The organism is Hymenobacter plasmatis, assembly GCF_020711255.1.
Lineage (GTDB): Bacteria > Bacteroidota > Bacteroidia > Cytophagales > Hymenobacteraceae > Hymenobacter.
The window spans coordinates 1-12,492 of sequence record NZ_JAJFAW010000022.1; the positions used below are offsets into that span (position 1 = coordinate 1).

Annotated in this window: 10 protein-coding genes; 4 read left to right on the forward strand and 6 right to left on the reverse strand. The window is 61.9% G+C overall.

Going from position 1 to position 12,492, the window contains the following annotated elements; genetic code table 11:
• Positions 1–190: 190 nt before the first annotated feature.
• The 3 genes from LJ738_RS15315 to LJ738_RS15325 form a co-directional block, all read right to left on the reverse strand.
• Positions 191–994: an FkbM family methyltransferase gene (locus LJ738_RS15315; protein WP_227787267.1), complete on the reverse strand. Its 804-nt coding sequence runs from the start codon at positions 992–994 to the stop codon at positions 191–193.
• A gap of 183 nt (positions 995–1,177) precedes the next feature.
• Positions 1,178–2,161, reverse strand: a complete 984-nt coding sequence (gene rlmF, locus LJ738_RS15320; protein WP_227787268.1) for a 23S rRNA (adenine(1618)-N(6))-methyltransferase RlmF — start codon at positions 2,159–2,161, stop codon at positions 1,178–1,180.
• Positions 2,162–2,226: 65 nt separating this feature from the next.
• Entirely contained in the window at positions 2,227–3,057 is an 831-nt protein-coding gene (locus LJ738_RS15325; RefSeq protein ID WP_227787269.1) for a hypothetical protein, read from the reverse strand.
• A gap of 109 nt (positions 3,058–3,166) precedes the next feature.
• On the opposite strand from LJ738_RS15325, the gene LJ738_RS15330 reads away from it, so the two are divergent.
• A complete protein-coding gene (locus LJ738_RS15330) occupies positions 3,167–4,447 on the forward strand; it encodes a S41 family peptidase (protein ID WP_227787270.1) in 1,281 nt (426 codons plus the stop codon).
• Positions 4,448–4,463: 16 nt separating this feature from the next.
• Here LJ738_RS15330 and rluF read toward each other — a convergent pair whose 3' ends face one another.
• A complete protein-coding gene (gene rluF, locus LJ738_RS15335) occupies positions 4,464–5,471 on the reverse strand; it encodes a 23S rRNA pseudouridine(2604) synthase RluF (protein ID WP_227787271.1) in 1,008 nt (335 codons plus the stop codon).
• 154 nt (positions 5,472–5,625) lie between these two features.
• Between rluF and LJ738_RS15340 the strand changes: the two genes are divergently transcribed.
• Both LJ738_RS15340 and LJ738_RS15345 read left to right on the forward strand, forming a co-directional pair.
• Positions 5,626–6,489 carry an SDR family oxidoreductase gene (locus LJ738_RS15340; RefSeq protein ID WP_227787272.1) on the forward strand — a complete coding sequence of 288 codons (864 nt, stop codon included), beginning with the start codon at positions 5,626–5,628 and terminating at the stop codon, positions 6,487–6,489.
• Between the two features lie 106 nt (positions 6,490–6,595).
• Entirely contained in the window at positions 6,596–7,258 is a 663-nt protein-coding gene (locus LJ738_RS15345) for a hypothetical protein (protein WP_227787273.1), read from the forward strand.
• A gap of 78 nt (positions 7,259–7,336) precedes the next feature.
• On the opposite strand, the gene LJ738_RS15350 is transcribed toward LJ738_RS15345, so the two are convergent.
• Entirely contained in the window at positions 7,337–9,808 is a 2,472-nt protein-coding gene (locus LJ738_RS15350; RefSeq protein ID WP_227787274.1) for an MG2 domain-containing protein, read from the reverse strand.
• Between the two features lie 143 nt (positions 9,809–9,951).
• Here LJ738_RS15350 and LJ738_RS15355 point away from each other — a divergent pair, with 143 nt between their 5' ends.
• Positions 9,952–11,199 carry a carboxypeptidase-like regulatory domain-containing protein gene (locus LJ738_RS15355; protein WP_227787275.1) on the forward strand — a complete coding sequence of 416 codons (1,248 nt, stop codon included), beginning with the start codon at positions 9,952–9,954 and terminating at the stop codon, positions 11,197–11,199.
• Between the two features lie 27 nt (positions 11,200–11,226).
• On the opposite strand, the gene LJ738_RS15360 is transcribed toward LJ738_RS15355, so the two are convergent.
• A complete protein-coding gene (locus tag LJ738_RS15360; RefSeq protein WP_227787276.1) occupies positions 11,227–12,414 on the reverse strand; it encodes a phosphatase PAP2 family protein in 1,188 nt (395 codons plus the stop codon).
• Between the last annotated feature and the right edge of the window lie 78 nt (positions 12,415–12,492).

A 12,492-nucleotide genomic window follows, 5' to 3' on the forward strand; every position in this document is an offset into this window, starting at 1 on the left:
CCTGGCCTTTGCTGGACTCATGCTCACCAAAGCGGCGACCCTTAATTTACTTGCAGGTGCATAACACCGTCTAGTGGTTGATGATGGAACCGCTAGAAAAAAAAGCGCGCTACTATGAAAATAGTTGCTTCTCACATCACGTGAGTATTCTAATGAACTCAATCATAAAAAGTCGGAGGATTTCCTGAAATCAAGGTGTTAGTTTCTTTCCATAAACCCAATCGTCAATGTGTGGTATTCCAATTTGCTGAGACCAAGTTTCATAGCCGTACTGGTTGAGGTAATCATTCACCAGTTGTTTGGTTCTGAAAAACTCATTTCCTTCCTCTGCATATCGAAAGTCATGACAGGCAATTGCCACGTTATGAATCGTTAATCTTGAATCTGCAAAGGCAGTTTTCAAAAAACGCTCGGCACCTTCAATATTCACCTTAAGCAGGTCTATTTCCTTGATTGCATGGGATGCGCAAAACTCCTTGAATGGGATGCCGTCTACTTCGTATACAGTGCCTTTGCTGATATTATTGAGTGAAGAAGATAAGTAGCTCGTCGGTGCATCGTCAATGCGTACTTTTTCTGTTATATTATTGATGGCCATATTATATGGCTCAACATTTGTGAATTTATTGAGTTTAACTACTTGATATAAAGTGTCATATACTTGCGGATTCGCCTCTATTGCATACACTTTTCCTAATTGACCAACTAGAGTTGTGTAAACGCAGGTCTCTTCGCCAAGTCCAGCTCCAATGTCAACTACGGTATCTCCCGGCTTGGGGGTGTAGTAGCGGCAACTAACTCGGCGTACTTCTTGTGCTAAAACAGCTTCGGTAAGGTACCAATTGAAAGCTTCGGAAGCAATATGCATTCCACCTACATTATAGATGTAAAAGCGGCCATCTTTTATGATTTTTAGTGATTTTAAATTCTGCCCGTTGCGTATGTACCTAATTTTGCATAGTAGGAAAAGGGCATACTTATTCTGGATTTTCATAGTCCTTAAGCGAGATAAAATTTTCAGCGCCCTAAAGCCTTACCTGAATATAGAGTAGAGCTTAATTAAGTAACAGGGCACTATTTCTGGTAAGTAAGCTTTTTATTCATGATAAAAGAAATTTTATCACTAAAAATTAATTCCTTTAAAAGTGTCCTTATAAAAGGCCATTTAATTATCTTCTTAACCTTCATTTGCATCCTTAGCCCACCGTTCCGCTTGCCACGCGGCTTGCTGCGCCGGTGTAAGGAAAGTCCAGGCCACGAGGCGGCTTTTTTTCTGGCCCTGGGCCATGTCGATGGTGCGTACGGCGGTGGCGCCGGCCGTTTTCAGGGCCCGGTACACCCCCGGTAGCGTTTCTTTTTTGGAGACCAACGACGTGTACCAGTAGCAGGAGCGGGGCCGCCGGCCGCTCTCCTGCACCATGCGCCGAATGAACGAAGCCTCGCCGCCCTCGCACCACAGCTCGTTGTTTTGCCCGCCAAAGTTCAGGGCCGGCCGGGGGCCGCGCGCGGTGCCGAGGTTGCTGGTTTTGCGCTGGCTGCCGGCCGTGGCCGCCGCGGCCGAGGCATGAAACGGCGGGTTGCACATGGTGAGGTCAAACACCTCGCCGGCTTGGATGAGGCCGTCGAAAATGCGGGTGCGGGCGGGTTGCAGCCGGCACTCGATGGCGCCAGCCAGGCCGGGGTTGGCCGCCTCAATCTGCTGGGCAGCGCGCACGGCCACACCGTCCACATCGGAACCCACGAAGTGCCAGCCGTATTCGCGCCGGCCGATGATGGGGTAGATGCAGTTGGCGCCCACGCCCACGTCGAGCACCGTGATGTCTTCGCCGGGCGGCAGGGTGCCGCCGTTGCTTTCGGCCAACAAATCGGCCAGGTAATGCACATAATCGGCCCGGCCGGGGATGGGGGGGCACAAATAGCCCTTGGGAATGTCCCAGTGCTCGATGCCGTAGAACTGCCGCAGCAGGGCCCGGTTCAGGGCTTTCACAGCGGCGGGGTTGGCAAAATCAATCGACAGGTTGCCGTATTGGTTGGGCTGCACGAAGGGAGCCAGCTCAGGGCTGCGCTGGCTCAGCTGCGGGAAATCGTAGGGACCGCGGTGCGGGTTGCGCGGGTGCAGCTGGTCTTTTTCAGGAGCAGGAGCGGGGAGCGGTGTCTTCATAGGGCGGGGCGTTGGGACCGCAAAGGTACCGGCCTGGGCCGCCGCATGGGCCGGAGCGGCGTTTCTCAAACAGTTTTATATAAATACCAGCCGGCGCCCAGCGGCTTGAGCACGATAAGGTGGTCGGGGCTCATGGCCGGGAGCAGGGTGGCTTGCGGCTGGTAGAGCAGGCCCACGGTGCTGCTCACTTTGCCGCCGATGACGAACTCCAGACAGCTCTCGCAGCCGGTTTGGCCGCGCGTTACCTGGGCCAGGTACAGCTTGCGGAGCAGGGCGTGCACGGCTGGGTCGGCGTTGACAGTTTGCTCGGTGGTAGCAGCCGGACCGCTGGGTGCGAAGTACTTGCCGGCCTGCACGAGGCGCAGAACTTTCTGGAAATCGGCCCGGTTGCGGGCAAAATGCGCGGCGATGTCGGCGTCGGCGCTGGTCCACAGCCGGAGGTTGCCCAGGGTGAAGGCGTGGCTAGCGTCGGGGTGCTTCTGGTCGTACTCGGCTACGGCGGCCGGGGGCATGGCCGCGAGTAGCTCCACCATGGGCGGCCCGAGGTGCGTCATGGCCAGGTTGCGAATGGCCAGCAGCTTCCAGGCGCCGGCTTCTTTGCCGAAATGCAGGTAAAAGTCTTTGCGGTCTAGTGAGTCACGTAGCTCCACGGCCACCACCGCGGTAGTGGAGCCCTGCTGCACCAGCTGGCACACGCGCTGCAGCCGCGCCGGAATTTGCTGGCCCAGGGTTTCGCGCTTGGCTTGGCCGGCGGCTTCGCAGCAGAGGTAGGCCTTCATGTCGGGCCAGCCGGCCGGGGCCACAAACTGCTCGGCAATCTGCAGGGGCTCGAGCGGCTGGAAGGCTAGCACCGTCCGGGGCAGCCACAAACACAGGACCAGGAAAAAGTGCTTCATAAGTAAACCTAACCCCAAAACGGGGAGGTTTGATTCCGGTTCAATATCAGTTCGGGTGGCAGGGCCGGGGTGGCTGCGTACTAAGGCAGGGCCTTGTTTCTTTGCCGCAATGAAACCACGTATCTTGCTTTTACTGCTCGTTGGGCTGAGCCTGTTATTAAGTCCGGGCCAACTGGCGGCGCAGAAGGCGGCCCTCACACGCCAGCAGTACCAGCAGGACTTCGACTTTTTATGGAACACTGTCCGCACCGATTACTGCTACTTCACTAAGAAGCAAACGGACTGGGCGCAAGTGCGTGCCCTTTACCGCCCGCAGCTGGACACGCTCAGCAGCCGGAATTCCTTTGTCCGGCTGCTCGAAAACGCCCTGGCCGAGCTTTACGACAACCACGCCGGCCTGGGCACCAACAGGCTCGACTCGCGCCGCCTTGTGCCTTCTGGCACCGACATCTGGGCGGAGTTTGTGAACGGCCAAGCCGTGGTGCAGGCCGTGCGCCCTGGGTTCGGGGCCGCGCGCAGCGGCGTGCGCCCGGGCATGGTGCTCACGGCCGTCAACGGTCAGGGCATCGATGCTGCCCTCCAGCCCTTCCTGCCCCGCACGCTGCGGCGACCCGATGCGGCGGCTCGCAACTTTGCCTTGCTCCAGCTGCTGGCCGGCGACCACCGCACCCCGCGCACCTGGAGCCTGCTGGCCAACGGCCGACCCTTTACCGCCCGTCCCGACAGTGCCGGAATGCTGCTAGAGCATATCGAATACCCCGCCCGGCTCGAAACCCGTCGCCTCGGTACCATCGGCTACATCAAAGTCAATAATTGCCTGTTTGATAATGGCCTCATTGCGCCCTTCGACAGCGCCCTGACGGCTCTCATGGGCACCCAGGGCTTGGTGCTCGACCTGCGCGAAACTCCCAGCGGGGGCAACTCTACGGTGGCACGAGCTATTATGGGGCGCTTCATTGCCAAGGAGGGTCCGTACCAGCGGCACGAGCTGACGGGGGAAGAGGTGCAAACCGGTATCCGTCGCAGCTGGCTGGAACTCGTGGCTCCGCGCGGGCCTCGCTACACCGCTCCGATGGTGGTGCTGGTAGGCCGCTGGACGGGTAGCATGGGCGAGGGGCTGGCCATCGGCTTCGATGGCTTGGGCCGGGCCACGGTCGTCGGCACCGAAATGGCCCAGCTCAACGGCGCCATCTACTCCTACAGCTTGCCCAATTCGGGTATAGGCTTTAACATTCCCGCTGAGCGGCTCTTTCATGTGAAGGGCCAGCCCCGCGAAGACTTCCGGCCGCCCGTCTACGTCTACTTGAAATCGGCCGCGAAAAGCCAGGCAGCAGCGCAGGACCCGGTATTGGAACGGGCACTTGAGATGCTAGCGAAGCGCAAGAAATAAGCAGGCCCAACAAGGCTTAGCGCCGGGGTGCGGGCCCTTTGCTGCGCCCGCCAGCGCCGGTTTTGCCTTTGGATGCGGGCCGGCTGCCGGTGGCGCTGGGGCCCTTGCTCTTGGGCCGCGCTGCTCCGCTGGGGCTGGCTTTGGCGGGGCGCTTGCCGGGGCCGGCGGCTTGGGCTTTGTCGGGGCGTGGGCCCCACCAGCCGTTGGCGGAGGGGTTCTTTTGCGTGGGCGGGCCAGACTTGGGGCGCCGGTCTACGGCCGGGGTCTTGGGGGCGCGCTTCACGCCCGAGGCGTCTTCGGTGCCGCTCGACTTTTCCACCATTTTCATGATGCCGGCCAGTTCGGGCGGGGTGAGCTCGCGCCAGTCGCCCACGGGCAGGCCTTTCAGGGTCACGTTCATGATGCGCACGCGCTCGAGCTTGGTTACTTCGTAGCCGAAGTGCTCCACCATGCGGCGAATCTGGCGATTCAGCCCTTGCACCAGCGTGATGCGGAAGATGTAGGGCGTCTCTTTCTGGATGAGGCAGGGCTTGGTGACGGTGCCCAGCATGGGAATGCCCTGGGCCATTTCCTCGAGCATGCGGTCGGAAAGGATGCGGTCCACCGTCACCACGTATTCCTTTTCGTGCTTGTTGCCAGCGCGTAGGATTTTGTTCACGATGTCGCCGTCGCTGGTCAGAAATATCAGCCCCGATGAGTCCTTGTCGAGCCGGCCGATGGGGAACACGCGGGCCGCGTGGTTCACGTAGTCCACGATGTTGCCGCGCACGCCGGGCTCCGAGGTGCTGGTGATGCCCACCGGCTTGTTGAAGGCCAGGTACACGGCGTCTTCGGCCTGCTTGGGCTCCAGCTTGTGGCCGTTCACGGTCACGCGGTCGCGGGCACGCACCTGGTCGCCCACTCCGGCGGGCTTGCCGTTGATGAGCACCAGGCCCTGCTCGATGAACCGGTCGGCTTCGCGGCGCGAGCACAAGCCGCTTTCGCTGATGAATTTATTGAGGCGGGTGGAGGAGGCAAGGGGCATCGGCGGACTGGGATAAGGCTAGCATAACGGGCTTTGGGCCGCAAGTTAGAAACTCCACCGCGGGCACTGCCCCGGCTAGGCTCGACGATAACCCCGCCCAACCCCGCCCGTTAGCCCAAGACATCCTTTTTCATCCTTATTGCTAACCCCCGCTATGGCTAACCAACCCACCACCTTGCCCCCGCAGCACCAAAACCAGCAACCCGGCGTCGAGGCCGAAATGACGCCCATGCCCATCTACATTCGCCCCAGCTACCGGGGCAGCGACAAGCTCTTGGGCAAAGTAGCCCTTATCACGGGCGGCGACTCCGGCATTGGCCGGGCCGTGGCCGTGCACTACGCCCGCGAGGGGGCCGACGTGGCCATCACCTACCTGCCCCAGGAGGAGCAGGACGCCTACGACACCCGCCAGCTGGTGGAAGCCGAAGGCCGCCGCTGCCTCACCCTGCCCGGCGACCTGCGCGACCCCAGCTACTGCCAGGACATCGTGGAGCGCACCGTGCAGGAATTGGGCCGGCTCAATATTGTGGTGAACAACGCCGCCGAGCAGTTCCCCAGCACCGACCTGGCGGAGATTACCGACCAGCAGTGGCGCGACACGTTCGACGTGAACTTCTTCTCGTTTGTGCGCGTGAGCCGGGCCGCGCTCAAGCACCTGAAAGCGGACGACTCCATCATCTGCACGTCCAGCATCAACGCCTACCGCGGCAACCAGCAGCTGCTCGACTACTCGGCTACCAAAGGCGCCATCACGGTGTTTGTGCGCTCGCTGGCCCAGCAGCTGGCCGAGAAGAAAATCCGGGTCAACTCCGTAGCGCCCGGCCCCATCTGGACGCCGCTCATCCCGGCCAGCTTCCCGCCCGAGAAAGTGGGTACCTTCGGCAAAGACACCACCATGAAGCGCCCCGGCCAGCCCAGCGAAGTGGCCCCGGCCTACGTGTTTCTGGCCAGCGAAGACGCCTCGTACTTCACGGGCCAAACCCTGCATCCCAACGGGGGCGAAACCGTGAACACCTAAAAATGTCCCACAGTGCCTTTATAACCTCGACTTAAACCCAGCCGTATCAGCGGGTAGACACTGCAACATAGCAGTGTCTACCCGCTTACTTTTTTTGCAATTCATCATGAATACCAAATTCCTCGGCCTGCTGCTCTTAGCTGCTACCCTCGGCACCGCCGCTTGCCGCCAAGAGAAAAAAGTGGAAACCACCACGACCGCACCCGTCACCGATGCCAATAGCGCAGGCATGACGGCCGACACCATGGCCGCGCACGACGATGCCCGCCGCATGGCCGCCCGGGTAGCCGAAGACCTCAAGCTCACCGATACCGTGGTAGTGACCCGCATTGAAAAGACCTACTATACCCGCGGCCGCCGCCTCGGCGAACTGCAAACCCGCTACGCCAACGACACCCTGGGCCGCTACACCGCCGTGCGCCAGGTAAATGACCAGGCCGACGAGGAGGTGCGCACCGCGCTGAACAATCCCGCGTACTACAACACCTACTCTTCCAACCGCGCCACCTATGGCGAAGGCCCGTATTCGTTGGTGCCAGCCCAAGTGGCTCCCATCCGCACGGGCGTGCGCACCGGCAATGTCGGGCAGGGCTCGGGCATTAAAAAACTGGAACGTGAAAACGACGGCGACCGCAAGACCAAGTACGGCAACGGCGCCAAAGTGAAAGTGGATGACGACGGCTCCCGCAAAATCAAAATGGCCGACGGTACGAAGGTGAAAGTGGACGAAAACGGCCACCGGACCGTGAAGAAGGGCCTGTTCAAGTAAGCCCGCTTTTAGCATTGAAAAAGCCCGCTCCTAGCTAGGAACGGGCTTTTTTTGTGGGTTTGCGGGGGCTTCGGTGGACTATTTCACGACAAGCGCTGCCGTCCCGCGCATGGGTGCGCCGTTGGCATTCAGCCCTTCGGCCGTGGCCTGGAAGGCTCCGGTGGCATCGGAGGTGAAGAAGTTGAGCTGAGCCTGGCCCGTGGCATCGGTGCGGACTTCGGGGGCCCAGTACAGGGTGGTGTAGCGCGGGTCGGGCGCGGTGGTGGCGGTAGCGGCCTCGTAGCGCGGGGCATAAAATTCGCGGGCCCGGTAATAGCCGGGCACCTGCACGGATAGCACCCCGGTGCGCGCGGCTGCAAACGTGGCCATGGGGTCGGCTCGATTTATTGAGCTGGCCTGGCGCGAGTGCAGCGCGATAACGCCCCCGTAGGCTTTGGTGCCAAACAAGCCAGCCGCACTTTGATTCAGCACGTCGATGGTTTGGATTTCCTGCACGGGGTAGGAGGCAAAAACATCGGCCGGTACGATGGCGCCGTCAATCAGGAACAGCGGCTCAACAAGCCGGTAGTTGTCGCCAATGGTCGCGGCTGCGCGAATGTTGACCGTATTGCCCGATACGGCAACGCCCGCCACCCGGCCCTGCAGGTATTGCAGCACGGTGCGGCTATCGCCCACTTTCAAATCGCCCACTTGCAGGACCACCGCATTGCGGGTAGTGTAAGTGCGCGTGGCGTCGTCGGCCGGCACGTTGGCCTTCTTGCCCCGCACGTTCACGTTGCCGAGTACAATGGACTTTCCGGGGTTGAGCTGGTAGCGTTGTTCCAGGGTGCGTTGCTGCTGGCTGCTGCGCACGTACTCGGCTAAGGCCGCCGGAGTGTGGTGCAAGGCATTAGGCAGCAGTACCTCAAACGGCGGCGGGGCCAATAAGCGGATGGTGAGCTCGTGCTCGCCCTTGGCGGGCAGCGCGCGCAGCATCACGTGCGTGGTATCGAGTCCGTCGAGGCCGTGAAACCGGAAGTGGCCGGTGGCATCGGTCAGCATCTGGGCTTCACGCGTGGGGCTGGCCTGCATATAGGCCACTTGGTGCGCGGCCGCGGGCTGATTGGGCCCCGTGAGCACCTGCCCGCTCACGCTCAGGCCTTGTTCCAGCGCAAACTCCCGCCCGGGAAGCTGGCCGGCCAGCAGCTCTTTCCACACAAAGCGCCGCCAGCCCTGCGTGAGCAGCAGGTCGTTGAGGGCCTGACGGTATTCCGACGTCTGGGAATCGCGGAAGTAGTAGCCGGGGTCTTCTACCACGCCGCCCAGGTCGGAGGTCAGCAGCAGGTGCGAGGCGATGGTGGGGCCCTGGCCAATGGTCGGGGTTTGGGTGGTCACGGCTACCGAAAACTGGCCCGCCACCGGCTGGCCGGCGGCGTCGGTGGCCGTTAGGCGCAGGCGCACGGCTTCGTGCGGGGCGTACGTGGGCTTGTCGGGCGCGAGCGTCAGGCGAACGCCGGGCGGGTTGGGCACAAACACCAGCCGCTCGCACTGGGCCGTTCCTTGCTCATCGAAGAGGGTAATGTGGGCCAGGCCGGGCAAAAACTTGCCTTTCGGCAACCGCGCCGTGATGGCCACCGCGCCGCTTAGGGGCATCTGGGCCGCGTACGCCACCTTGCCGCGCACCTGTGCCAGCAGCAGTGCGGGGCCGGCGGCAGTGGTGCCGGGCGCCAGCTTCCGCTGCATCACGACCACAAACTCTTCGGCCGTTTCGCTCACGCGCAGGCTGTAGCCCGAGGGCTGGCTGGCCGGCAGCGGGTATTCGGCTTTCGAGTCGGTGGACGATGACACGATGGCCCGGTACTGCTGCCCCGGCGCCGGTAGGAGTCGGAAAGAGCCCATGCCCAGGTGACGGGTGCTAAAAGTGGCCACGGGCCGGTTCTGGGCATCTACCACGGTGCCCTGCAAGGCTACGCCGTGGCCGCTCCCGTCCACGGCCTTAAATCCCACCTCGCTTTCGATTCCCTCCACCAGGTTGCCGCCCTCCGGGAAAAACTGCACATCGCGGGTAATTGCTTTGGCCGTAGCGGCAGCCGCTGCGGCGCGACTGCTGGCCCCGCCAAGGACCACCAGCGGACGGGTGAAGAAGAAGGCCGCTCCGGCGTTGCGCATCCAGCTGGTATAAGCGCGCAGCTGGTAAGTGCCCATGGGCAGGGAGTCGGGCAAGGCTAGGTCGCCGTGGGCCAGCCCTCCCTGCAGGCGCAAGGTGCGCTGGGCCACCAAGCCCTGCTGCTCCGATAGCAAGTCCACGTAAAGCACTTTGCTGAGCGTATCCGGGCGGTGGGTATCGGCTTCTACCACGTAGGCCTTAAACCAGACGGTTTCGCCCCGGGCGTAGAAAGGCCGGTCGAGGTGCAGGTAGGCTTTCTCCGGCAGCGAGGTGCCGTAGAAATTAACCAGGCTTTTGACAATGCGCTGAAAGGCGCCGTCCTCGGCCGGGAACTGGAACGCCGACCCGGCCAGGAGCAGCAGGCACGCGCAAAGCCCGCCCAGCCGACGGTGAGTACTTGACATAGGTAGAGACGAGAAGGATGAATAAAGGTAGAAGCCGCCAGAACCCTTCTTCCGGCTGCCAAGCTGGGAGCAATACCCGACGGCCGTCAAGTTAGGAAAAAGGTGTATACTAGCAGCTAAATACTCCTATTTCTACTAAACCCGTGCGCCTCTTTACAGCTCAACTTTTCCTGCTGCTGGCCGTGGTGCTGGGGCAGCTCCCGGCCCAGGCCCAGGTAAAGCTCGACGGGCAGGTGCGCGACGCCCGCACGCAGAAGCCGTTGGCGTACGCGAGCGTGTTTCTGGCCAATACCACCTACGGCACCACCACCGATTCGACGGGCCATTTCCAGCTGGCGGGCCTGCCGGGCGGGCGGTACGAGTTTATGGTGTCGTACGTGGGCTACCTGCTGTACACCAAAACGGTGGACCTGCAGCAGGCGGCCACGGTCGTGGCCAGCCTGGAGCCGGCCCCCGCGCAACTCGGCGAGGTGGTGGTGCGGCCCACCAAAAACCGGCCCGGCGATTTTCAGAAGTTCATGAGGCAGTTTTTGGGCAACAGCACCCTGTCCCGGCAATGCCGCATCGAAAACCCGCAGGACGTGGTGGTGGTCTTCGATGAGAAGCGCCAGGAGCTATTTGCCGTGGCGCCCCACAACCTGCAGGTGATAAACCAGGCGTTGGGCTACCGCATTACTTACCACAACTTTGACTTCAAAGTCTACTACCGGGCCAACCGGTGCGAGTTCGTCTCGGCGCCCCGGTTCGAGGAGCTGAAGAGCACCGATGCCAAGCAGCAAAGGCGCTGGGAAGAAAACCGCCGCTTGGCTTACGCCGGCTCGTTTCCGCACTTTCTGCGCAGCGTGCTCGACCAGCGCGTGGAGGAGGAAGGCTTCCTGGTGCGGGCCATGGTGAGCGAGCCCAACTCGGCCCAGGCGCAGGCGCGGGTGGCCGCAGCCGGCGACTCGCTGGCGCAAGTGCTCACGCCCGAGCCGGGGGTGCTCACCCGCATCTACAAGCAGCCGCTGAGCGCCGCGCAAATTCGCTCCGTGGATGCCAAATCCGGCCGCGTGAAGCTGAAATACCCGTACGATGGCCTGCAGGTCACGTATCAAAACGAGCGGCCCGATGCCGTGTATGCCGCGCACATGGCAATCTTGCGCCGCAACCAGATGATGGAGTCTGCCGAAAAACGCTGGGCCGCCAAGAGCCAAACCGCGCTGGGCCGGCAGGTGGCGTATGAGTCCACCCTGGAAGTATCGGCACTGCAGCTCCTGGGCCCGGAAGCGTGGATTTTGCCGACTGGTCACCTCACCAATCCGCTTAGCATCAAGGTGGACGGTTATTGGGGCTTTGAAAAAGAAGGCGAAGCCTTGCCGCTGGACTATACGCCGCCGCCCTTGCTCAAGTAGCCAGCGCCCCGCCTGCACTATTCCGAGCTACCAGCGCAGCGACCACGAGGCGCCCGTGAAGGGGCCGTAGTTGTAGGGCGAAAAGTTGCCCTGCCGGTACCAGGGCTTGCGCCGCGGCATGGTCTGGAAGCCAGTGCCGTGAGCAGCCGGGTCCTGCAGCGGCTCCACGCGGGTGCGACCGTTGCGCACGGCAATTTTGGCAAACGCGTAGCCCAGGGCAATACCGATGGGGTAGTCGCTGGCCCAATGCACGCCGTTGTTGAGCATGGAGTAGCCCAACAGGCCCATCAGTGAGTAGCCCAGGGGGCGAATGAAGTGGTACTCGGGGTAGTTGTCGGCGATGACCGTGACCGTGGCCATGGCCGTGGCCAGGTGGCCGGTGGGGAAGGCGTCGTAGTTGGGCACGAAGTGCTGGTAGCGGTCGTACGACGGAAACAGGTGCCACTCGCCGCGGTCTTTGGTGGCCACGTAGGGGCTCTGGCGGCCGGTGAGGCGCTTGAGCGTCTGGATGACCAGGCCGGTGCTGAATATGGCCTCGCCGAGCTCGCTGGACGTGCGCAGGGCGCGGTTGTCTTTCTTAATGCCGCCGTAAATCCAGAAGCTGCTGGCCACAGTGAGGTGCGTCCAGCCATCGCCGAGAAAGTAGAACGAGCTGTTCAGGTTATCGGGCACGTTGAACTCGAACGGCAGGTTGGCGGTGCCGATGTGGAAGGGGATGTACACCAGCGTCTTCTGGGTGCTGGCCTCCTTCAGCCCCACATAGCGGCCGAACTGCTGCGCGGCATCCGTGATGGCCTGGTCGGCCGTCCACAGCACCAGGGAGCTCACGGCCAGGCCCATGAACGTGCGGGTATTGTCTTTGCGGAAGGCATAGCCCGGAAACTGGCCCAGGTCACGCGGGATGTGCAGCAGCCAGCTAAAGGGGCGGGGCTTCTCGTAGTGCCACGTCACGCCGGGCGCCACGGTGTAGTCGGAGATGCGGCCCTGCGCGTTCCGGGCGTGCGGCCCCAGCGTATCGGCTGCGGCCAGCGGCACGGCGGTTGTGGCCGGCACGCCGGGGCGGTGGGCCTTGGCCAGGGTGGTATCCGCAGGAGCGGGGGCCGAGGTGGTGCTGGTGCAGGTGGTGTCCGGGCCGCCGATGGTCAGGCGGGTTGAGCTGGCAAAACTGGGGGAGATAGAAAGCAGACTGAAAAAAAGCGCAACAAACAGCCGCATGGCGCAGCGAGGATAATAACAGTTCACGGAAAAAGTAACGGTAAATACAGCAGGCTGCCCCGGGATAAAACGTGGGGC

Excerpts from the sequence above, each read along its gene's own strand:
- rlmF (WP_227787268.1), bottom strand. The coding sequence starts at position 2,161 with ATGAAGACACCGCTCCCCGCTCCTGCTCCTGAAAAAGACCAGCTGCAC.
- LJ738_RS15330 (WP_227787270.1), top strand. The coding sequence starts at position 3,167 with ATGAAACCACGTATCTTGCTTTTACTGCTCGTTGGGCTGAGCCTGTTA.
- LJ738_RS15350 (WP_227787274.1), bottom strand. The coding sequence starts at position 9,808 with ATGTCAAGTACTCACCGTCGGCTGGGCGGGCTTTGCGCGTGCCTGCTG.
- LJ738_RS15360 (WP_227787276.1), bottom strand. The coding sequence starts at position 12,414 with ATGCGGCTGTTTGTTGCGCTTTTTTTCAGTCTGCTTTCTATCTCCCCC.
- LJ738_RS15325 (WP_227787269.1), bottom strand. The coding sequence starts at position 3,057 with ATGAAGCACTTTTTCCTGGTCCTGTGTTTGTGGCTGCCCCGGACGGTG.
- rluF (WP_227787271.1), bottom strand. The coding sequence starts at position 5,471 with ATGCCCCTTGCCTCCTCCACCCGCCTCAATAAATTCATCAGCGAAAGC.
- LJ738_RS15345 (WP_227787273.1), top strand. The coding sequence starts at position 6,596 with ATGAATACCAAATTCCTCGGCCTGCTGCTCTTAGCTGCTACCCTCGGC.
- LJ738_RS15340 (WP_227787272.1), top strand. The coding sequence starts at position 5,626 with ATGGCTAACCAACCCACCACCTTGCCCCCGCAGCACCAAAACCAGCAA.
- LJ738_RS15315 (WP_227787267.1), bottom strand. The coding sequence starts at position 994 with ATGAAAATCCAGAATAAGTATGCCCTTTTCCTACTATGCAAAATTAGG.